Here is a 21,871-nt window from a genome sequence, read left to right as displayed (position 1 = left end):
TTGTCCAAACCAATACCTATATGAATCAAACTGCTGTCCAAACCAAATCAATGACGGCATCCAAAAGTAAAACAGACACGTTTTATACGGATGTTATTGAGGGGCTGCGCGCTACGCCTAAACGCTTGCAATCAAAGTATTTTTATGATGCTGCCGGCGATAAAATTTTCCAGGAGCTGATGGATTGCCCTGAATACTATCCAACCGATTGCGAACTGGATATATTCGCCAACAAAACGCACGAGCTGGCCCAGGCTGTTATTGGCGATGGTGATGCTTTTGATCTGATTGAGCTGGGCGCTGGCGATGCCACCAAATCTTCTTACTTATTAAGACACCTGCAGCAGGAGAACGTTGATTTTACTTACCTGCCTATTGATATATCTACCAATACCATCAATTACCTGACGGTGAAATTGCCGCTGGCTATCCCCGGCTTGAAAATGAAGGGACTGAATGGCGAGTATTTTGAAATGCTGAAAAAAGCAGCAACGATATCTAAACGCCGTAAAGTAGTTTTATTTATGGGATCGAACATCGGCAATATGCCGGTTGCAGAGGCCACCACGTTTTGTGCAGAAATGCGCAAGCATCTTTCGCCGGGCGATATGGTTTTGATTGGGTTTGATCTGAAAAAGAATCCCAAAACTATTCTTTCAGCTTACAGCGATTCGCAAGGTATCACTAAAAGATTTAATTTAAACTTGCTAACCCGCATTAACCGCGAGCTGGATGCCAATTTCAATATAGACCAATTTGATCATTATGCTATGTACGATCCTGAAACCGGTGCCTGCAAAAGCTATCTGACCAGTTTACAAGATCAGCTGGTTAACATTGGTAAAGAAACCATCCGCTTTATTAAGGACGAATATATTTACATGGAGATCTCACAGAAATTCACCGTAATGCAAACCGACCAGATGGCGGCGAATACCGGCTTTAAACCCGCAAACAGGTTGTTCGATAGCAAAAAATGGTTTGTGGATACGATCTGGGTGGCAGAATAATTAATCCAACCACACGACAGTTTGCTCCATAGGAGCAACAGGTTGGTAGAACAAAAACGATTTGAAAACCCGCATGCCGTAGGTATGCCACTCTTACCGCACCTACGGAGCGGGGCTTTTGTGTATTGTTCTTCTACCGACGTTTAACCCCTATGGGGTTACCTGACATGTAAAGTATTAGTTATCGCGCAGCGTAAACTACCGGGGCTTCATTAGGCTTTGACTGGGTTTTTACTTTGCCAAAATGCGGACAACCGCAATCTTTTTTAAAGATACCGCATGATGTTGCGCTTAACAATACCGCAAGGCCCAATAGGATAAATCTACTTTTAAACATAATTTTCTACAACGCTAATCAATACTAAGGTACAATAATCAAGACAGTTTATTGTATCCTGAAAACACGTAAACGATTTTTCTTAGTATAAGTTACACGTTTCATGAATAATTTCACGAAGCTATAGCCTACATAATTTTTTATCTTTGCCACCCGATAAGAGCAGTACGAAATGAATGCAAGAATAGAAGAATTACTGGCAGCAACCGCAGCGAAACGTAATCAATTAATAGCACACCCCATCTATGCAGCCTTAAGCAGTGTAGAAGATTTGAGGGAATTTATGCAGCAGCACTGTTACGCAGTGTGGGACTTTATGTCTTTACTTAAATCTTTACAACAACACCTTACCTGCACTTCTGTACCCTGGTTACCTGTGGGGCAAGGCAGCACGCGCTATCTGATTAATGAAATTGTAACCGGCGAGGAAAGCGATGTAGATGAAAATGGTAATCGTACCAGTCATTTTGAACTCTACTTAAGAGCCATGCAACAAGCGGATGCAGACACCGCGGCTATAGATCAATTTGTTACTTTACTAACCGAAGGCAACAGTTTAACAACATGCTTGAACAGCCCTAACGTGCCTGCTGCTGCAAGCGCATTTGTGCAACATACATTTGACGTGATTGCCACCAACAAACCACACGTAATTGCGGCTGTGTTTACTTTTGGCAGAGAAGACTTGATCCCTTCAATATTTATCGAGTTGGTTAGAGAGATCGCAAAAAGCGCATCAGGCAAAGTTGATATTTTGAAATATTACCTGGAACGCCATATTGAAGTGGATGGCGATCATCATTCACATTTAGCATATGACATGACTGCCGAATTATGTGGTGCAGACGAACTGAAGTGGCAAGAAGCAACCCAGGCGGTAAATGAAGCATTAAATGCGCGGCTCTTACTTTGGGACGGCATTCTTCAGGCTATTAAGCCCGTTGCTGTAAGTTAACATATTTACAAACAAATAAGGCTCACCAAAATGGTGAGCCTTTATATTTTAAGGTGTTTTCTAATTATGCACCAACAAGCGCTTTGTAATCATCGGCAGATAAAAGGCCGTCTACATCAGCAGGGTTACTCACGGTAATTTTAACCATCCAGCCTTCGCCAAACGGATCTGAGTTTACCAGTTCAGGTTGGGTGTCTAAAGCTTTGTTAATTTCGGTAACGGTGCCGGTAACCGGCATAAACAAATCAGATACTGTTTTAACGGCCTCAATAGTACCAAAAACTTCTTCTTTGCTCACTTCTTTACCTACAGAACTAATGTCTACATAAACAATATCACCCAATTCGCCTTGAGCAAATTCAGTTATACCTATGGTAGCAACGCTACCTTCTAATTTAACCCATTCGTGGTCTTTAGTGTACTTTAATTCAGCAGGAAAGTTCATATCGTTAATTTTATATCCAAAAATAATAAAAGTTTACGCATCGGCGCATTATTCAGCTAACAATCTGTATTTTTAGTAAAAATCAAATCCCATATCGGAACGGGATTTGTTACCAATTTTATTAAAACCGGGTTATGAACAAAAAACTGCTGCTAATGCTCGCGCTATTTGCAGCCTGTACTTTACAGGCATGCCACAGCAATAGCAGCGGCGATGACGACGATACAACGTCAGCCGTTACCGACACTTCTAAAAACTCTACTATAATTATTGGTAAGGACGATGTTCAATTTGTAACCAATATGGCCGAAGCCTGCCTGATCGAGATCAAAATTGGCAATATGGCCAAACAAAAAGGCAAAGACAAGCGCGTTAAAAACTTTGGCGCCATGATGGTAAAGGATTTAACCAAGGGCCGCCGAAAGTTAGATACACTGGCCAAATTAAAAAAGATTGCATTGCCAGATTCCATCAGTGCGGCTAATGAAGCGCCAATTAATGCCCTTTCACAAAAAGCAGGTAAAGATTTTGATTTGGCTTATTTGGACAAAATGAGCAATGATTATAAAAATGCTATGGCGCAATTTAAGCACGCAGCTAAATACGCTTATGATCCGCAGGTAAAGGCTTTCGCCAATCACCACCTGATGACGGTACAGCGCCACCTGGATTTGATAGATGCCATACATTCTACCATCAAGTAATCTGAACTACATATTTCAACCTATTTTTGCATAAGCATCGCTAAAAACCTAATTTGGCGCAGCATTACAGCAAGCTAACATGGCATCACCTATAGTTACCGGTTTATTGGCCTACGGAATGTCGGGCAGAGTATTTCATGCCCCGTTCCTGAGCACCAATCCTCAGTTTAAATTAAAAGCTGTGGTTGAACGTAACCAGAAGAAAATGGCGGCGCACTACCCGGACATTGTTAGTTATAACGCTGTCGAAGAGATTTTGAATGATGCCTGGATCGAACTCATCATCGTCAACACCCCCAACTTTACACATTTCGATTACGCTAAGCAAGCGCTAACTGCCGGTAAACATGTGCTGATAGAGAAACCCGCTTCAGGTAATGTTGCCGAGATCAAGGAACTGTTTGATTTGGCGCGCAGTGTAGGCAAGCACGTATTCTGCTACCAAAACCGCCGTTGGGATAGTGATTTTCTATCGGTAAAAGAAGTGATTGAAAGTGGCAGACTGGGTAAATTGACCGAAGTTAGCTTCCGTTATGACCGATACAAACCGGCACTTAACGTAAAGCCATTTAAAGAAACTAAGGATACGCCTATAAACGGCATTGTTTATGAATTAGGTCCGCATTTAATAGATCAAGCCATCAGCTTGTTTGGCAAGCCGCTTAAGTTTGAAAAACTGACTACTATACAACGTGAATTGTCTGTCGTGCCTGATTATGTAAACTTCCGATTGACTTATCCTGCCGGATTAGTGGTATATTTAACTTCGGGATTGCTAATTGCCGACCCACAGCCTGCTTTTGTAGTACATGGCACCATAGGCAGCTACAGCAAATACCGCTGCGATGTGCAAGAAGCCCAGTTAATTGAAGGCATGCTGCCAACCGATGATGCTTATGGCGTAGAACCGGCAGGCATGGAAGGCAAATTGGTAACTGTTGGCATAGATGGAGAGAAAAGCATTGAGTTTATGCCTTCATTAAAGGGCGAATACTTTAAATTATTTTACGCGGTTTATCATTCTATTCGTGAAAACGCGTTATATCCAATAACTGAAGAACACATGGCCTGGCAAATGGAACTGCTGGAGGCTTAATTGAACCACATATGAAAAAACTGATTTTATTTTTTAGCTTAATTATAGCCGTTGTAAGTTGCAAGGCACAAAATGAAACTCCGGGCGCAGCTATTCCGCCTTATCGTATTTTAAAAACTGATAGTACCTGGGCCACGCCGGCAAATTTGAAACATCGTAAAACGGTATTGATTTACTTTGCGCCCGATTGCCCGCACTGCCAACACCTGACCATGGAGATGCGCGAAAAATTGAAACAGTTTGGCGATGCCCAGATCATGATGATTACCTGGTCAAATAACTATGATATCCGTGCTATTAAGAATTTTGTGAGAGATTTCGATCTGAAAAAACACCCCAACATTACCGTGGGTACAGAAGGTTATACTTACCTGATCCAGAAATACTACAAGATAGAAACGACGCCTTATATTGCCATTTTTGACAACGAAGGAAAACTAACAAAGACATTCCGTAAAGCACCCGAAAGTGTAGATTCGCTGATTAAAGCGGTTAAGGCTACCAAAGGTTAATTAAGGCACTGCTATTCAATATAGTTAAGTTAAAAACAAACGCGTCATAGGCGCGAAAGGTCGGCAGGAAATAATGATAAAAAAGGATGCATGCCGTAGGTATGCTACCTATATATCGTACCGATGGCACGACTTGGTGTGCTTCCCATGTTTTCTACCAACCTTCAACTCCTATGGAGTTGTTTAAATATTCACATTGCCGTGCTATTGTTGCTGTTGTTGTTGCTGCTGGATCATTTCCATGTGACGCTGATAGCTATTTTTTGCCAAATGATCGGCCGCTGGTGTGATAACCGTGTAGGCTGCACCTTCGGCAGCTATTTCTTCTTTGGATATTACCTTTTCGCCGTCCATTACTACAGAAACTTCGAGTCTGTGACCAGATGAGCCTTTGTACACCCCTTTAACCGGCGAGCAATCCATAAAGTTACGCCCTACGGCCAAACGGATATGATTCTCGTTAGCGATGATGTTATTGGTGGGATCGATACCTAACCAGCCATAATCCGGAATAAAGGCTTCTGCCCAGGCATGGGTAGCGCCTTCGCCGCGCATCCCGTTTTTATCGGTACAAATGTAGCCGCTTACATAACGTGCAGGGATGTTTTTAAGACGCAGCATTTCCGTCAAAATATGGGCAAAATCCTGGCAAACGCCGCCTTTTAATTTCCATATTTCGTCAAGTGTAGTTTCAACCGTGGTTACGCCTTTGATGTAGTTAAAGTTTTTGTAAACGTATTCACAAAAGCGTAAGGCAACCTGATATGGCGTTTCATCTTTGCCTCTTAACTCATCAACTATTACTTTCAGCTCTTCTACACCTTCAAAATACTCTTGACGCAAAAAGTCGATATAAGGCACCATGTATTGCAGCGGTTTCAGATCTTCCCATTGCTGGCCCGGGAAAATATCATTAACCGGGTAAGGGCGATACTTGGTGCTCACCAATACTTTCGACATAATGGTTAATACCGAGTGCGGGTCGCTATACGTAAAGCTGCCCACCTCGTTACCGTAATAGTCAATATGCTTGTCAACAATGGGGTTGCCGGTTATCGCAATCTCCTGTTTCAAAACATCCTGGTATTCGTCCTTTATCGGGAACAGGATAATCTGGTTGGCGCTGTCGCGCGCAGGTGCATCGTACAGATACCGGGTTATATGTTGTATTTCAAATTCAGGCATAAAAATATGTTTTTATATAAGCCCCCTCTAAATCTCCCCCGGCAGGGGAGACTTTAAAATAATTTTTTAAAGCCCTCCCTACCGGGGAGGGTTGGGTGGGGCTGTTAACTATTCGCAAAATAATGTTCATTCAACGCATTGGCTATGCCATATAATTCACTGCGGATCTGGGTCAGGAAAGCATGCAGGCCCTCTTGACGGATGGTTTTTACCGAGCTGTATTTAATGCGGCTTTGCAGGCGGCCTATTTTAAAGGTCATGTCTCTGAAATCTTCCAGGTTGGTATCGTTTTTTAATCGCTCAAAATAACGCTGAATGTTATTTACCGAGTAGATAACCGAGCGCGGGAAATCGTTATTCAACACTACCTGCTCCAGCACGTTCTCGGCTTCAAAGCCTTCTCGATAGGTTTTTAAATACAATTCATAGCCGCCTAATGATAGCAATAAATGTTTCCAATAAGTCGTATCGGTTAACCTATCCGGGTTTTCATCAATAGAGCCAAATTTGGTATCCAAAATATCAACCGACTGGATAGCGCGCTCGAGGTATTTACCAATGTTCATAAAGCTGCGGCCTTCGCCACGCTCCATAGTGATCTCTACCGTTCCGTAATAAAGCATTACCTGTTTAATCAATACGTCTAGCACACTGATCGGGTCCTCGCGCTGCAGGGCGCGTTCCAGCTTACTATCCTTTACGGTATGATAATACTCATTCAGGCATTGCCACAAATCTTTGGTGATGTGCTCTTGTACGCTACGAGCGTTTTCGCGGGCCAGGGTAATGATATTTAGTACCGAGTTAGAGTTGCTTTTACCCATCACCATATATTTTAATACCGCGCGGCTGTCATTCTCCAGCGCCTCACCTTCCTCTTCCGACCCGGCAAAGATCCTGATCACCGGCTCCCAGGTAAACTCCTGTATAGCGTCCTGTGACGAAGCATAGTTGATCTTAAGCATGCGCAACATACCGTCGCTACGCTCAATGTACCGGCTTTGCCAATATAAACTTGCTGCTACTCTACTTAACATTATTTATGATTTCGGATATCGGATGTTCGATATCGGATTTACTATTTATTTCATCTGCACATCCGCACATTTGCGTATCTGCACATCTATTTACGCCAATACCCACGTATCCTTACTACCGCCACCCTGCGAGCTATTCACCACCAGCGAACCTTCTTTTAACGCTACGCGGGTTAAGCCGCCCGGAACAATCTCAATGCCATCCGGTCCGCATAAGGCGTAGGGGCGCAGGTCAATACGTCTTGGTTTTAACTCTCCCTGCATATAGCAAGGTGCAGCCGACAAGCTTATGGTTGGCTGCGCGATGAAATTACGGGGATCTTTGATGATCTCCTTTTTATAATCATTTATTTCTTCGTCAGACGCTGCATGGCCCATCAACATACCGTAGCCGCCACTGCCATTGGTACGTTTTACTACCATGTTGTTCAGGTTTTTGAAAACGTGCTCGCGCTCGTCGTCATTACCCAGTTGATAGGTAGGTACATTTTTAAGAATAGGCTCCTCATTCAAGTAATATTTAATCATGGCCGGCACGTAAGTGTACACCGCTTTATCGTCGGCAACACCATTACCTATCGCGTTAACAATGGCTACATTTCCTTTACGATAAGCACCCATGATACCAGCCACACCCAACATACTCGATGGGTTAAACACCAGCGGGTCCAGGTACTCGTCGTCTACCCGGCGATAGATTACGTCGACCTGCTGCAGGCCTATGGTGGTTTTCATGTACACTTTGTGATTATTTACCACCAGATCGCGGCCCTCAACCAGTTCAACACCCATTAAGCGGGCCAGGGTGGTGTGCTCGAAATAAGCCGAGTTATAAATGCCCGGGCTAAGTAATACAATATTAGGATTAGCAATTTGTCTCGGTGATAGCGCCAATAAGTTTTTATAAAGGATAGCCGGATACTCCGTAACACTGCGTACGCCGCATTGCGGCAATAGATCAGGGAATAAACGTTTGGTGATTTCGCGGTTCTCCAGCATGTAACTCACGCCCGATGGTGTACGCAGGTTGTCTTCCAATACATAAAAAGTGCCGTCGTGATCGCGGATCAAATCGATACCCGATATATGCACATAAATATCATAAGGCACCTGCAACTGATACATTTCGCGCAGGAAATGCGGGCAGGAGTAAATCACATCAATAGGCACCACGCCATCTTTAATAATAAACTGGTTATGGTAGATATCTTTTAAAAACAGGTTAAGCGCGGTAAGGCGCTGTTTGATACCTTTCTCTACAAAGGCCCATTCGGCCGCAGTGATAATGCGGGGAATGATGTCAAAAGGAAAGATCTTTTCGATACCTTCGCCGCTGTTATAAACCGTGAACGTGATACCCTGGCTCATGAAAAGCCGTTTAGCCAGCTCTTCTTTTTTATTCAGATCATCAGCCGACTCTCCCGAAATGTACTCAATTACCTTGCGATAATGCTCGCGTACATTGGCATCTGCCCCGTACATTTCATCCCAAACGCCGCCAATAGGAGAATATTTATCAAAATAGGCTGATTCTTGCATCGAAATTTGAGGTTAAAATAATTTTTATAGCTTGTTTTTTACAACAATGACGTAATATATGAACACTTTTGAATTAATTGCAAGTTTTTTTGAATAATTTATAATTATTTATGATTTATTTTGCCAATTTTATTATTAATTAAACAAATAATCGACAAATCTTACGATGACAAGCAGAAGTTTGTCCAAAACTGCATTATAAAAAGTTCATAAACTGGTTGAACTTAAAACTTTCATTAATCGAACAGCAATATAACACACAAGAACCTTGTTTGTTGGTAAGCACAGCCCGCGTGGCAGTGAAAGGGAAATATTTTTATCGACAGGTTAAATAGCGCGGGCCTTCATGAAATTGAGCACTTCGTTCTCGGTACCTACAAATGGACCCGGCGACATCGTTTTTAAGCCGGCCATAGCTGCGGCAAATTCGCCCGAAGTCTGGATACCTGCACCTTGCTTAATGCGTTTAAACAAATAACCCGCCATGTAGGTGTCGCCACAACCGGTAGCATCTACTACCAATTCGGGGTGATAGGCGGGGATACGATAAAATTCATCATCGCTATAAATTAATGAGCCTAAACTACCATTGGTGATTACCACTTCTTTAACACCCAGATCAGTCAGAAATTTTACACCTTCCTCCACAGTATCAAGACCCGATAAAGCAGCCAGTTCGGCAACGTCGGCTTTTAAAATATCAATGTACTGCAGCGCCTCTTTTTTATCAGCCCAATCTGTCAGATAAACCTTTTGGTCGACAACTTTGCGCAAAAACCCCTGCACGTCTAGTGCAATGCGTCCTTTAGCAGATAAAGTCTTTATAAAATCTGTGCTGAAATCGCCGGCCAGTAAAGGGCCAAGGTGGTAAATCTTCGCGTCCAAATCCGCCAGTTGCTCCATAGTAAAAGCATCGGCTATCTGCAAAACGTTTTGGGTACGCTCGTCCTGGTTTTCACCGTAAATGTTTTCAAAAACCACGGTATGTTTGCTAAACTGAACCCTTACTTCTATGTCCTTATCGCACAGATAGTCTACATATTCCATCTCGGCTTCTGCCAGTGCCGTCACCAAAACATAGCTAACATCAAGCCTGTTTACAGCGCACGAGAAATATAGCGCCGTACCTCCGGGCATATGCATGGTGCCGCGGGTATTAACAATTTTATCAGAAGTAATATGGCCTACACAACAAATATCAAACATGGTGGCAAGATAATGATTTTGTACTATCGCTAAAATTCATTTTGTAAAAGCTGCGCTGTATAACAAACGCCTATGGTACCCATGCTGTCATAGATACAGGGCTGTCTTTTATTGATGGGGAAGAGTAGATCTTTTTTTACCCTATTGTCATCTCGAGCATAGCGAGAGATCTATACACCAGTTAAGTGTCAATGCTTGTCAATGTATAGATTTCTCGCTATGCTCGAAATGACAATTAATTACCGACTATTCCCAATAATTACCAGACATAATTATCATATTCAATAGTTTGATACTATTATCGTAATAATCGTAATCCTTGATCTTAAAGCCGGTTAAATAGATCCATACTTTATTGAGCCAGGCTTGATTCTTAGCATCCACCATAGCCGAAACGCCGAAGGGTGCAACAAAACTCAATGCTTCAAAGTAACGGTGCTGAATATCATTTCCTTCCAAAGTATATCCGGCAGACAAATTGTAAGTATCGTTACTGGTCGTCTCGCGCACCCAGGTATTTATTTTGACGACAATGGCTTTTGACCGACGATCGCCATTTAAAATGTAGTCTGTACCTATGCGCCAGGGATCGCGACAGGCATTGTAGTTATATTGCCCATCATAAACGCTCTCTAAAAAATGCGCCCCGGCAGGTTTGGGTGTTTTATTGAGGTGGATGATAAAATCAGGCAGCAAACCCGCATCCGGGCTGTAGGTGTCTTGCATAAATTTGAACAATTTATATTCAGCATCAATCACTTTCTCCCAGCGATTATCGCCGGTGGCTTTTTGAAACGCTTTAAAATGCGCCGGCATAAAGTCAGACGTACGGGTAGCAAACCAGTCGCCGCTCTCATCGTCCAGGCCTTCACCTAATAAAATGGTCCAGGTTTTTGGATTGATCTCGCAGCGCATAATTTCATTGATCATGGCACGAGCTTCTTGCTGATAGTTAATGTCACTCTTGTTGCCCCATTGTTTGGCGGCTAAAAGCAAAGAATAGGCTATATCCAGATCGCCATCGGTAGCAGTGGTTTTATCCAGATCCTGTCCATTGTTTTTTTGCGCCCAGGCCATCAGGTATTTACTGCGCTGGCTGCGATGAGTGCGTACGTATCGAAATAAATTATCGTAAGTAAATTTTGCATTAGGGTCATGCCCGGCCATTAGCACGGTAATTACCATGCCGTAGCCCTGCCCTTCAGATACGCATTGTTTACCGCCTTTGCCTTCAAACCAAACGAAGCTTTGAGGTTTGCCCGGCACGTTTTTTAGGTAGCGAGGCTTCCATTGATCGTAAAAGTTTGCCGTTGTTTTATCGAGCGCAGCCTGACTGATATGACTCGGAACAATAACGCCCTTATAACAATGCGCATGTTGGGGGAAAGGGTGTGCCGGTTGTTGCGCATATACAACGGTTCCTAAAAACATCAACAATAGTAAACAGATAATTAGCCTCACGCTTCAAAATTACAATTTTAAATAGGGTGGGGTATAAATTCCCACATATAAGGGCATAAATCAACGTGTTAACTGACTGATCATTGTAATTTGAACCTGGCGAATCAATGGCGTTGTATTTGCCTGATCTACAGATATCAATCGAAAAGCATGAAAAGAAAAATCAGTTTCGACCCTGCGTGGACCATATTTTTAATGGTGGCAGGCACATTAATTACTATGAATTTTATGGACGATGAGCACTCACGCAATATGCTTGCCGGCTTTGTTTTATTGGGATGCTTTCTGCTGTTTACAATATCTGTATCAGTCCGAATCTTAAGCGACAAGGCAGCCAAACAGCAATTGTAACACGGCCGTTACAATTGTTTCCTCTTTTGTACATTGCTTACCCCGGTTTTATCCCCTTTCCCCAAAAAATCGGCTATAAAAACTTTGGCACCACCATTGCATAACTTATAACAGTTAAATGATAAGAAGATGGAAGCAAAATATTCAACAATAACTACAATTATTACAATTTGTCTGATAGTGATTACCGGCGCAATGATTTTAACAATGGGCCATGACGATAGCATTAAAAGAAATATTTACGAGGGCGTTTTAATGCTGGCCTGCCTGTTTGCTTTTACAGCGTTTGTGATAACGCGCGAATCGGCCGACGATAAGTTATAGCAACTCCCTAATTTAATTCTATATAATGAAGGTTCGGAACGATTGGTTCCGGGCCTTTTTTGTGAGTTAAATTTTTGATTGAAAGTTAAAATTTGCCATCTTTATAACCCAACCCCACGTTATGAAAAGTGTATTTAACCCTGCCGACGTTATCGAATTGATCTATCGTGTAAATAAATTAACGCCGGATACACAGCCGCTTTGGGGTAAAATGGCAGTAGGGCAAATGCTGGCACATGTTAACGTAAGCTACGAAATGGTTTTTACAGATAAGCATCCACGGCCAAATGCTTTCGCGAGGGTTATTATAAAGCTATTTGTTAAGAGTGCAGTAGTAGGTCCAAAGCCCTATAAACGCAACAGCCCCACCGCGCCTGCCTTTTTAATTAAAGAGGACAAGAATTTCGATATAGAAAAAACGCGCCTTTTAAGTCACCTTAACCAAACCCAACAATTAGGCGAAGAATACTTTCATAATAAAAGATCACACTCTTTTGGTAAACTAACAGCTGCCGAATGGAACGTAATGTTTTACAAACACCTTGATCATCACTTAACGCAGTTTGGGGTATAGCTATTTGTTAACCGGTTCTTTCAGGAACTTGAATACCACCAGGGCATAAAAGATCATAAACGCAGCTGCAATAATGGCTATCTCTGTGATAGCTGTTACAATATGGTCTGAACCGCCGCCCGCCATCGTACCAAAAACAGCAACGCCCACCGCACCGGCAGCCTGCCGCGTAGTATTTAATACCGCCGAGGCGATACCTGAGCGATTCGCTGTAACCGTTGCCAATGTCCCTGTAGTCATTGCAGGCACCGCTACCCCCATCCCCAAAGGCAAGCCGAAAAATGGAAATAACAATTGCCAGTAAGGCGTATCATTTTTGGCTAGTAGTAAGCAGGTTAATCCTATCGCAAAAACAATCAGACCTGTTATAATAGGTACACGGATACCATATCGTTCCATCAAAAAACTGCTGGTCAAGTTAGCTATGAGGAATCCCCCGGTTAATGGAAGAAAAGCCATCCCCGCCGCAAAAGCCGAGTAGTGCAGTACCTGCTGCAGGTAAAGGCTCAGCACAAACACCATCCCGTAATAGGTGCCATTAAAAGCCATCCCCAAACCAATAAAAACGTTAAAATTTTTCGATTGAAACAGATCGAGCGGAAGGATGGGCGCTGCGGCAACTTTTTCGCGCCAAATGAACAGGCCCAGCATCACCAAACTAAATAATATGCCACCATAAATATAGGGCGAATGCGGGCCGAGGTGATGCCATTCAATAACAGCCGCTATAAATATAGTCAACGACAACATCCACACAAACTGGCCCGGAATATCGAAACCGCGGGCTGCACTTTTTTGACTGTCTTTTAAATATGCACTTAAAATTATAGCCAGTAAACAAATGGGGATATTCACCAAAAATATCAGGCGCCAGCTACTCAGATTTAACAGCAAGCCGCCCAGCACCGGTCCGGCGGCTATAGATATGGCTCCGGCAGCTGTCCAGTAAGCTACAGCGCGGGCGCGCATTTTAGGTTCGTGAGCAAAAGTATTATTTAAAATAGAAAGAGAACTAGGTATCATGGTTGCCGATCCAAAACCTTGCAAAGCTCTGAAACCGATCAATGCTGCGGGGCTCCAGGCCAGGCCGCAGCCCACAGAGGCTAACCCAAAAATCAGGATGCCTAATTGAAACAGACGCTTTGACCCTAATAGATCGCTCATACCGCCTGCCGACAGCATAAGTACAGCAAAAGCAATGGTGTAGGCATCAACAATCCACTGCAGGGTACTTATGTCTGCAGAAAATGCTTTGCCAATCTGTGGTACCGCAACGTTAACGATAGAAACATCCAGTTGAGATACCACAAAGGCCAGGCTGGTAGTAAATACCACGAACCAAAAGCCGGTTTTAATTTTTTTCACAGGTAGAAGGGTATTAATGTTGTTATTCGATATCAAGCCCCATCAAATCTTTCAAGGCTTGTTTACCATGGGTTGTTACAAATACGCCACGGGTGCCGGTATTTCGGGTTATCCACCGTTGCTTAAAAAAAGCCTCGCAAAGCGCAGCGCCTAAAGCACCGGCCAGGTGAGGTGTGCGCTCGGTCAAATCAGTACAGCCAAAAGCAAATTTACGGGTGGATGCTTGCAGCGGCAGCTTCACACCTAACCTATCAAAAACAGGGATAGCGTTTGGACCAAGCACAATAACTTTGGCTATAAGCGGCTGGCTGGCTGGGTCTGTATTATTTAAAAAATTAATAGCCTGATGGTTAACCAAAGCATTGAAAACACCCACACCAAGTTTGCCCGCCATATGATCATAACAAGTACGTGCCTTCTGAAAAGGCTTGATCTCTTTTTCTTTTTTGGGTGATACGGGTTGCAGGTGAAGCAATACTTCGATCAGCTGCGCCACTTCGGGGTTGGCCAGTTCATAAATTTTTTGCCTGCCGGCAGATGTAGCTTTGACCAGTCCGGCGTTTTTAAGAACGGCGAGGTGATTAGACAAATTACTTTGCGACACATCCAGATGGGTGATCATCTCGCTTACCGAAGATGAACCGCGCATGAGGTACATCATCGTAGATAGTCTTACCGGATCTGCAATGGCCGACGTAACTGTGTAAACATTTAATGCTTCCATAACCCAAAGGTAGGCAACAATAAAAAGCGACATATCATTAATTACTGATATGTCGATGAGATGACAAGACGGTGTGTCGATTAAATTATCTTACAGCAAAACAAAGTGATTTAAAATGTTTTATATTGTTATTCGTCTACTTTAAAAAGTAAATAATAGTAATTAACAGTCATGGGAATAAAAGTTATCATAACAGGGGCCACCGGCATGGTGGGCGAGGGCGTAATGCTTCATTGCTTAAACAGCGCTGAGGTAGAAAAGGTGCTTATTGTTAACCGCAAGCATTACGAAATGCAGCACCCCAAACTAGCCGAACTGCTAGTGCCTGATTTTATGAATCTTAGCGCAGTCTCCGACCAATTAGTCGGCTACGATGCCTGCTTTTTTTGCGCTGGCGTAACCTCTGTAGGCAAGAAAGAACCGGAGTATACCCACCTTACCTATGATACTACCCTTCACTTTGCGGAGACTGTAGCGGCAGCGAACCCTAATCTGGTATTTACCTATGTATCCGGAGCCAGTACAGACAGTACTGAAAAAGGCTCGACCATGTGGGCGCGGGTGAAGGGGCGTACAGAGAATGCATTGTTCCGCCTGCCGTATAAAAAAGCCTACGCATTCAGGCCGGGCGTTATGAAACCGGTAGACGGGCAGCAAAGTTTAAAAGGTACTTATCGCTGGTTTCTATGGGTGATACCGGTGGTGAATTTGTTTGCGCCCAAAATAGTTTTAACGCTGCACCAGGTTGGCCAGGCCATGATCAATTGCGTTACCAAAGGCTATAACAAACCCATTTTGGAAGTAGCTGATATCAGAACTGCAGCCGCGCTTTAGTCTATTTGGAAGCAAAAACTGCTGCCTCTTTGTTCAAAGCCCTGCCAGAAATAGTCTCCTTGCCATTGGTGATAACTATGCGGTACTTAAACGTAACCGACTCTCCCTTTTTCAAAGTCAGGTTTTTTTCTGATTTGCCGTTGGTAAAGATCTTCTCACCAAGCGGATTAGCAGCAAACAAACCATACCCGCGTGCATGCCAAAAGGTAGGATAATTGGGGTTTTGGGGATGATCTATAATGGCTATGCTCACCGAATCTGTACCCATCTTGCCAAAAACTTTACACCAAACACCGCGGGTACTCCATGCATCGTCGCCGGTTTTGCCGGCGCTGGTGAGGTAATTACCATTGGCTATTTTATCTGTGCCGCCTTTAACTAAAGTCACGTTGCCTTTATCATCAGTAAACTTCTGATCTTCTTTAGCAGGCATTTGCAGCTCGTGCGCCAGGCGCAGGCCCAGCATGCCGTCTTTGGCATCAGTAAATTTAGCGTCTTGCTTAGCCGTTAGGGTTGTAGTACGATCGATAATGCGCTGACCCGCTATCCCGCTGAATTCAAAACGAGTACTTTCTTCCAGGATAACTTGTTTGGCCTGGTTAGTCCAATTGGCGCGATAAGCTAAAACGCCTGTTGTTCCGCTTTTAACTTCGGTTACCTTTTCTGTCCTGATCCAGCCATATTGACTTTTTTTAGATGCCGGGATAGCGTAGCTATTGTTCCAGAAGTCTAAGCCATTCAGATTTTCATAATTAAACCAAAGGCCAATGTGATGTGGGTGATCCGTTGGGTCGCCTTCGCGTTTATCTAAGGGAAAACTGCGGGTAACCACCGTACCTGCAGCATCACGAATAGGATACAGCACCGGCTTTTCCAATGTATCCGGGTATAGGAAACTGGTGAATGGCTGCCCACCGATTTGTATGTCTACTCGTTTAGCATTGGCAGACGGTGTGATGGTTACCGTTTGTTGTTTTTGGGCGATGGTTACCGTCGATGCAGTTATCAGTACGCCGAAGACCAGGAGTTTCTTATTTTTCATAATTATATAATTTGGGGCGAAGGGAGCGTGCGATTCCCCTCTTGAGAGGGGTGGAGGGGTGTGTCCTTTCGCGCGTTTAACACACCCCTGCAGCCGCACTTTCCATCGCGCCCCCTACCAAGAGGGGAATTTTATTTTTAACTCACGCTTTCAACTCTCCCCATTTAAACACCTTACCATTAGCCATTACCTCCTGCGTTGCTTCATCAAACGTAGCTTTATAACCGGTATGCACAGCGGCGTTGGTCATGATATTGGCTATAGAGTGGCTATAACCCGCTTCAACCGGGGCATTTGGCTGCTTGCGGCTGCGTACGCATTCCATCCAGTTACGTACGTGATTTGAGGTGAGTACGTCGCCGCCGGTATTAGCAGAGGTTACCACCTTTTCCGTATTAGCCAGGCTAAGTTCGGGCAATAAAAAAGGCTTCATGCCCATGGCCGCAGCTTCTTTTTCATGCAAGCCACCTTGTGGCGAAATCTTATTGGTAATGAGGTTTAATTCACCGCCGTTTGAATAATAGATCTCCGACGGGTCGTCATTGCCGTTGTCCATGCGCGAACCAAACGTAACCTGGAAACCTTTTGAAGGGTCGTCCAGCGGACCATAATCAAACGCAGCCATTAGCGTATCCCAATTGCGCCGACCGTCTTTCCACATATAAATACCGCCATTGGCCACCACGCTACGCGGATGTTTCAAGCCGCTGAACCAGTGTACAGTATCAATCTGGTGGCTCATCCATTGCCCTACCAAACCCGACGAGTATGGCCAGAACAACCGAAACTCTAAATATTTTTTGGGATCGAACGGTTCATAAGGGCGGTTCATGATAAAACGCTTCCAATCAGTATCCTGCTCTTTTAACACGTTTAGTAACTCTGGCCTGCGCCAGCGGCCGGGTTGGTTTACATTCCAAACTAACTCCACATTAGTGATATCACCAAACTTGCCCGATTTTATAAAATCATCAGCGGCATGATAGTTAGCACCACTGCGGCGTTGCGAACCTATCTGCACGATCTTACCTGTCTCTTTAACCGCTTTAAGTGCCGCACGGGCATCTTCCATCGTTTCAGCAAATGGTTTCTCCACATACGCGTCGCAGCCGGCGTGTACCGCTTCTATCGCGTGACGGGCGTGTTGGAAATCGGCCGTGCTAATAAATACGGCGTCGACAGTTTTGCTGCCATATAATTCTTCATTATTACGGTAAGCTTTAACGTCGTTCTGCATCTTTTCTTTCCAGATGGCGGCACCCTCGTTACGGCGGCGGTTCCAGATATCAGAAACAGCAACCACCTCAAAGTTTAGTTCCTTGTAATGATTCATAAAACTGGGGATATGCGAACTGCGGTGCCGGTCAGAAAACCCGACAACACCCACGCGGACGCGATCATTGGCACCCATAACGCGTTTATAGCTCTTAGCGCTTAAGCCGGTTTTGGCAAACATTAACCCGGCACTGGCAACTGATGCCTGCCTGATAAAGGTACGACGAGACTTTTCCATAAGGATATTTAAAGATAAAAATTGGTTCAAAGGCGGATAAGGACATCCGGCTTAATTCAAATATCTATTAAAATATCTTAAAACAGGCACTTAGCAATTGTAAAAATGTGCACACGTTTGCGCCGAGGTGTCGGGGACTCACCCGGTCTACACTTCGCTGGACCACCCTCTCTTCCGCAAGCTGGAAAGAGGGTGGTTAAATTTCTATTATTAACAGACTCTTACCCTCTTTCCGCCGAAGGCGAAGAGGGTCGACAAGCGCAGCGATGTCGGGGTGAGTCCTACGCTGACGGATTGCGCATCCCCTACTGCGTAAACACCTCTTCCAGCCAGCTTTCGTGGATTGCTTCCAGGCGCTGCACAACGTCGGGATGCTGGTCAGCAAGATTATGTTGTTCTGATGGGTCGTCTTTTAGGTATACCAGGAAATAGTTTTGTGCGTTAAGTTCGGCCTTCTTGGCTTCGAAGGGGCTGTGCATTAGTTTCCAGTCGCCATCTAAGACGGACCATTGCGGATTGTCCTTTCCTCCTGAACTTTGCCAGTTAAATACCGGGTGAACGGTTTTAACTTGTTCTGATTTAATGATAGGCACCAGGCTCAACCCATCCAATTTGTGTGCAGGTAATTTAAGGCCGCAGTATTCGGCCAGGGTAGGGAACCAATCGATATTGGTAGCCACCTGATTGCGCACGCCATTTACCGGGATATGCTTTGGCCAACTGATAAACGCCGGCACACGCACGCCCCCCTCAAACAAACTAAACTTAGAGCCACGGTAAATACCCGCCGAACCACCGCCGCCAAAGGTGCGCTCTTCCATAGAAAAGCCCTGGTCTGACTGAAAAACAATAATGGTATTATCGCGCAAGCCCAAATCGTCAACCTTCTTTAACAATGCGCCAATCTCTTCGTCCATGGTAGAAATACTGGCAGCATATTTATCGCGTGGCGATGGCAGATTTTTATAATAGTCCAGCCATTTCTTTTTGCCTTGTAAGGGGTAGTGTGGGTTATTAATGGCCCAGTACATAAAGAAGGGGCTGTTTTTATTTTCGGTCATGAACTTGCCGGCCTCGTCAACCATCATGTCGGCAAAATAGTGGCCCGCTTCGTAGATCTCCCCGCCGTTTTTCCAAAGGTCATGACGGTTAGGACCATCCCAATAAAAAAAATGAGAGTAATTGTCAATGCAGCCACCCATAAAGCCGAACGAATAATCAAAGCCCTGCGCATTGGGTTCGGTTTCTTTGGTGTAGCCCAAGTGCCATTTGCCAATATGCGCCGTTTTGTAACCGGCATCTTTAAACAATTCGCCCATTGTATATTGCGAGCCGGGCATACCGGCGTCGCCTTCTTTGGATGATGCCATTGCCGCTAAGCCCGCGCGTTGCGGATATCTGCCTGTTAATAACGACGCTCTGGATGGCGAACAGATTGGCGCGGCCGCATAAAAATTCATAAACCGTACGCCGCTTTTTGCCAGCGCATCCATGTTGGGCGTGTAGAGATCTTTTGAGCCGTACAGATTAATATCGGCATAACCCTGATCATCCGTATAAATTATAATAACGTTGGGGCGTTTGGGCTGCTGCTTTTTAGTGTAAGCCGTTAGCCCGATGCCTGCCGCGGCCAGCAATAGGGCGGTAAAAATGATCTTTTTCATGGCGGTTATAATTGCAGAACTAACATAGTAATTATTGAGCCGGCTTTTGTCTAAAAATGGAACTTAGCTGCTGATACAGCTCCGGGTGCTTTTGTTTAAACTGGTCGGGCTTTTCAAAAAAATACTCGGAAGCTACGGCCAGAAATTCGGCCTCGTTAGTGAGCGCATATGGGTTAATATCCGAGTGGCCTTCTTTGATGCGATGCATTTCCTGGTGCATTAATTTCAACCAGGGCGTGGCAAAATCATTTGGCATCAGGTTTTCAGGGATACCATCAGTCGCACCATCTGATTTATCAACCAAATGTACAAACTCATGGATCCCCGTATTTTCTTTGCCGGCCATTGGCGAAAATCCTTTTTCTAAAGAAGGTCGCGACAAGATCATCTGCCCGTTCATATAGCCCGAGCCTACCATGCCTTGTATGGCGCGGTCATTCCCTTCAAACTGGTATTCTTTATCGAAAGTGTCGGGATACAATATCACGCTGGTTAAATTACTGTACTCCCAATCGCCCAAACCAAAAATGGGAATGATGGCAGCCGAGGCGATCATCACTGTATCTACATCCGTTATCTCTGTACCCACACCTTCAATACGCACATACGCTAAAAAGCCGGCAATGTGCGACTCAAAACGTTTCTTTTCTTTAGATGATAAACGGTGATAATAATCGATATGACTATCTAATAGTTTTTTGAGCGATAGCTCCAGCGGCTGCAAATTGGCTGCTGCTAAATTTGGTTGATTACTTTTTTTGCGGAAGATGATCCAGGCCAGTAAGGCGATGATGGGGATAACGATGGCGAAATACATGAATAAATAAACAGTTTTTTAGCGATATAGTTACAGATAGGGCTAAATTTGGTCATGGACTCGTCGTCAATCTTTAAATACCATCGCGATATGCTGGTTCTGCATGGTGCAGATGACAGCCTGGCCCTTGGCTGGCGCGACCGTAAAAGCCAGCTGGTCCGTTTTGATGCCATGATGGATATTGCAGATTTGAACGGATGCACCGTACTGGACGCAGGTTGTGGTACCGGCGATATGTTTGGTTTTTTACTCGATAAATATCCTGATGTTAAAAGCTATACCGGCGTTGATTTCATTCCAGAAATGATTGAAGAGGCGCGCACCAAGATTATATCGCCCAAAGCCATCTTTTGGCCGGTAAGTTTTATGTCGACCGTTTTGCCAGAAGCTGATTATGTATTAGCAAGCGGCTCGCTCAACTATGCCAATGCTGATCCCGATTATATCTATAAAGCCATCAGCCACCTTTTTCAGCTATCGCGATGCGGGCTGGGATTTAACCTGTTAAAATTGATGCCTTATGCGGGGATGCTGGCCGCTTATGATCCGGATGATATCGTGGCTTATTGCAAGACACTGAGCGATCATGTGGTTTTGAAGGATGATTATGATGTGGAGGATTTTACGATGTTTGTGTATAGGTAAAGGTATAAAATTGTCATTGAGAGGAGGAACGACGAAGCAATCGCGAGGATGCAATATTCGCGATTGCCACGCTGCGCTCGCAATGACAATTGTAAATAAAAAAGGCCCGAATCGTCTTCGGGCCTTTCTTGTAGAGACGCAGTATATTGCGTCTTTATCTTACCTCTAAATCATTTAACCTTCGTCCATAAATCTTTGCGCATTACCTCTACAGATACCACTGCTCCTTTTTTGTCACGGTTAAATTGTACGGCCCAACCTCTTATTTCCATAATAAAGTTATCGCCCGACAAATGTTTCAGGTTGTACTTGTCGCCCGTCCATGTTTCAAGAAGTACCAGGTGGTCGTCTTTGGGTGTAATCTGGATGTAACCCGTATTACCATTAACAGTCATGACGTATTTTCCGCTGTAAACGTCCATCGGCTTTTGCAGGGTAATTTTACTGGCTCTCACAAATGGCGCCGCCACCATGAGGCATAACAACAATAAGTGTTTCATATGTTTAATAATTTGATTTGAAACAAAGCAA

General features: G+C 44.2%; 23 protein-coding genes. 10 read left to right on the top strand and 13 right to left on the bottom strand.

Going from position 1 to position 21,871, the window contains the following annotated elements:
- Positions 1-20: 20 nt before the first annotated feature.
- Positions 21-1,010: an L-histidine N(alpha)-methyltransferase gene (egtD, locus tag HB679_RS15715; protein WP_214072962.1), complete on the top strand. Its 990-nt coding sequence runs from the start codon at positions 21-23 to the stop codon at positions 1,008-1,010.
- A 509-nt stretch (positions 1,011-1,519) separates the two neighbouring features.
- On the top strand, positions 1,520-2,302 hold the full coding sequence (locus HB679_RS15710) for a DUF3050 domain-containing protein (protein WP_214072961.1): 783 nt from the start codon (positions 1,520-1,522) through the stop codon (positions 2,300-2,302).
- A gap of 64 nt (positions 2,303-2,366) precedes the next feature.
- Here HB679_RS15710 and gcvH read toward each other — a convergent pair whose 3' ends face one another.
- Entirely contained in the window at positions 2,367-2,747 is a 381-nt protein-coding gene (gene gcvH / locus HB679_RS15705) for a glycine cleavage system protein GcvH (protein ID WP_214072960.1), read from the bottom strand.
- A gap of 134 nt (positions 2,748-2,881) precedes the next feature.
- On the opposite strand from gcvH, the gene HB679_RS15700 reads away from it, so the two are divergent.
- The 3 genes from HB679_RS15700 (at position 2,882) to HB679_RS15690 (ending at position 5,059) form a co-directional block, all read left to right on the top strand.
- Entirely contained in the window at positions 2,882-3,451 is a 570-nt protein-coding gene (locus HB679_RS15700; protein WP_214072959.1) for a DUF4142 domain-containing protein, read from the top strand.
- A 79-nt stretch (positions 3,452-3,530) separates the two neighbouring features.
- The gene (locus HB679_RS15695; RefSeq protein ID WP_214072958.1) at positions 3,531-4,547 is read left to right on the top strand and encodes a Gfo/Idh/MocA family oxidoreductase; all 1,017 of its coding nucleotides are present in this window, start codon (positions 3,531-3,533) and stop codon (positions 4,545-4,547) included.
- 11 nt (positions 4,548-4,558) lie between these two features.
- The gene (locus HB679_RS15690; protein ID WP_214072957.1) at positions 4,559-5,059 is read left to right on the top strand and encodes a thioredoxin-like domain-containing protein; all 501 of its coding nucleotides are present in this window, start codon (positions 4,559-4,561) and stop codon (positions 5,057-5,059) included.
- Between the two features lie 204 nt (positions 5,060-5,263).
- Here HB679_RS15690 and HB679_RS15685 read toward each other — a convergent pair whose 3' ends face one another.
- The 5 genes from HB679_RS15685 to HB679_RS15665 all read right to left on the bottom strand — a co-directional run bounded on the left by HB679_RS15685 (position 5,264) and on the right by HB679_RS15665 (position 11,457).
- The gene (locus HB679_RS15685) at positions 5,264-6,244 is read right to left on the bottom strand and encodes a transglutaminase family protein (RefSeq protein ID WP_214072956.1); all 981 of its coding nucleotides are present in this window, start codon (positions 6,242-6,244) and stop codon (positions 5,264-5,266) included.
- Positions 6,245-6,348: 104 nt separating this feature from the next.
- Positions 6,349-7,281, bottom strand: a complete 933-nt coding sequence (locus tag HB679_RS15680) for an alpha-E domain-containing protein (RefSeq protein ID WP_214072955.1) — start codon at positions 7,279-7,281, stop codon at positions 6,349-6,351.
- Positions 7,282-7,371: 90 nt separating this feature from the next.
- The gene (locus tag HB679_RS15675; RefSeq protein WP_214072954.1) at positions 7,372-8,820 is read right to left on the bottom strand and encodes a circularly permuted type 2 ATP-grasp protein; all 1,449 of its coding nucleotides are present in this window, start codon (positions 8,818-8,820) and stop codon (positions 7,372-7,374) included.
- Between the two features lie 327 nt (positions 8,821-9,147).
- Positions 9,148-10,026 carry a PfkB family carbohydrate kinase gene (locus tag HB679_RS15670; protein ID WP_214072953.1) on the bottom strand — a complete coding sequence of 293 codons (879 nt, stop codon included), beginning with the start codon at positions 10,024-10,026 and terminating at the stop codon, positions 9,148-9,150.
- Positions 10,027-10,272: 246 nt separating this feature from the next.
- Entirely contained in the window at positions 10,273-11,457 is a 1,185-nt protein-coding gene (locus HB679_RS15665) for a glycosyl hydrolase family 8 (RefSeq protein WP_214072952.1), read from the bottom strand.
- A 180-nt stretch (positions 11,458-11,637) separates the two neighbouring features.
- Here HB679_RS15665 and HB679_RS15660 point away from each other — a divergent pair, with 180 nt between their 5' ends.
- The 3 genes from HB679_RS15660 to HB679_RS15650 all read left to right on the top strand — a co-directional run bounded on the left by HB679_RS15660 (position 11,638) and on the right by HB679_RS15650 (position 12,736).
- Positions 11,638-11,838 carry a hypothetical protein gene (locus HB679_RS15660; protein ID WP_214072951.1) on the top strand — a complete coding sequence of 67 codons (201 nt, stop codon included), beginning with the start codon at positions 11,638-11,640 and terminating at the stop codon, positions 11,836-11,838.
- A gap of 129 nt (positions 11,839-11,967) precedes the next feature.
- Positions 11,968-12,162, top strand: a complete 195-nt coding sequence (locus HB679_RS15655; protein WP_214072950.1) for a hypothetical protein — start codon at positions 11,968-11,970, stop codon at positions 12,160-12,162.
- A gap of 121 nt (positions 12,163-12,283) precedes the next feature.
- Positions 12,284-12,736 carry a DUF1569 domain-containing protein gene (locus HB679_RS15650; protein WP_214072949.1) on the top strand — a complete coding sequence of 151 codons (453 nt, stop codon included), beginning with the start codon at positions 12,284-12,286 and terminating at the stop codon, positions 12,734-12,736.
- On the opposite strand, the gene HB679_RS15645 is transcribed toward HB679_RS15650, so the two are convergent.
- Together HB679_RS15645 and HB679_RS15640 are read right to left on the bottom strand one after the other, a co-directional pair.
- On the bottom strand, positions 12,737-14,101 hold the full coding sequence (locus HB679_RS15645; RefSeq protein ID WP_214072948.1) for an MFS transporter: 1,365 nt from the start codon (positions 14,099-14,101) through the stop codon (positions 12,737-12,739).
- A 22-nt stretch (positions 14,102-14,123) separates the two neighbouring features.
- Positions 14,124-14,825: a metalloregulator ArsR/SmtB family transcription factor gene (locus HB679_RS15640; protein ID WP_214072947.1), complete on the bottom strand. Its 702-nt coding sequence runs from the start codon at positions 14,823-14,825 to the stop codon at positions 14,124-14,126.
- A gap of 171 nt (positions 14,826-14,996) precedes the next feature.
- Between HB679_RS15640 and HB679_RS15635 the strand changes: the two genes are divergently transcribed.
- Positions 14,997-15,659, top strand: coding sequence for an NAD-dependent epimerase/dehydratase family protein (locus HB679_RS15635; RefSeq protein WP_218625324.1), 663 nt, complete (start codon positions 14,997-14,999; stop codon positions 15,657-15,659).
- Between the two features lies 1 nt (position 15,660).
- On the opposite strand, the gene HB679_RS15630 is transcribed toward HB679_RS15635, so the two are convergent.
- The 4 genes from HB679_RS15630 to HB679_RS15615 form a co-directional block, all read right to left on the bottom strand.
- Complete coding sequence (locus HB679_RS15630) at positions 15,661-16,701, bottom strand: PmoA family protein (protein ID WP_214072946.1); 1,041 nt, start codon at positions 16,699-16,701, stop codon at positions 15,661-15,663.
- 142 nt (positions 16,702-16,843) lie between these two features.
- Positions 16,844-18,214 carry a Gfo/Idh/MocA family oxidoreductase gene (locus HB679_RS15625; RefSeq protein ID WP_214072945.1) on the bottom strand — a complete coding sequence of 457 codons (1,371 nt, stop codon included), beginning with the start codon at positions 18,212-18,214 and terminating at the stop codon, positions 16,844-16,846.
- A 305-nt stretch (positions 18,215-18,519) separates the two neighbouring features.
- Positions 18,520-19,878, bottom strand: coding sequence for a sulfatase-like hydrolase/transferase (locus HB679_RS15620; protein WP_214072944.1), 1,359 nt, complete (start codon positions 19,876-19,878; stop codon positions 18,520-18,522).
- 31 nt (positions 19,879-19,909) lie between these two features.
- Positions 19,910-20,695: a M90 family metallopeptidase gene (locus HB679_RS15615; protein WP_214072943.1), complete on the bottom strand. Its 786-nt coding sequence runs from the start codon at positions 20,693-20,695 to the stop codon at positions 19,910-19,912.
- A gap of 54 nt (positions 20,696-20,749) precedes the next feature.
- On the opposite strand from HB679_RS15615, the gene HB679_RS15610 reads away from it, so the two are divergent.
- Entirely contained in the window at positions 20,750-21,340 is a 591-nt protein-coding gene (locus tag HB679_RS15610) for a class I SAM-dependent methyltransferase (protein ID WP_214072942.1), read from the top strand.
- 170 nt (positions 21,341-21,510) lie between these two features.
- Here HB679_RS15610 and HB679_RS15605 read toward each other — a convergent pair whose 3' ends face one another.
- The gene (locus tag HB679_RS15605) at positions 21,511-21,840 is read right to left on the bottom strand and encodes a DUF3471 domain-containing protein (protein WP_214072941.1); all 330 of its coding nucleotides are present in this window, start codon (positions 21,838-21,840) and stop codon (positions 21,511-21,513) included.
- Positions 21,841-21,871: the final 31 nt, after the last annotated feature.

The sequence above is a fragment of the Mucilaginibacter sp. dw_454 genome (assembly GCF_018449775.1).
Classification (GTDB): domain Bacteria; phylum Bacteroidota; class Bacteroidia; order Sphingobacteriales; family Sphingobacteriaceae; genus Mucilaginibacter.
Note: the sequence above shows the minus strand (reverse complement) of the source record. Positions and strands in the feature narration are given on the sequence as shown.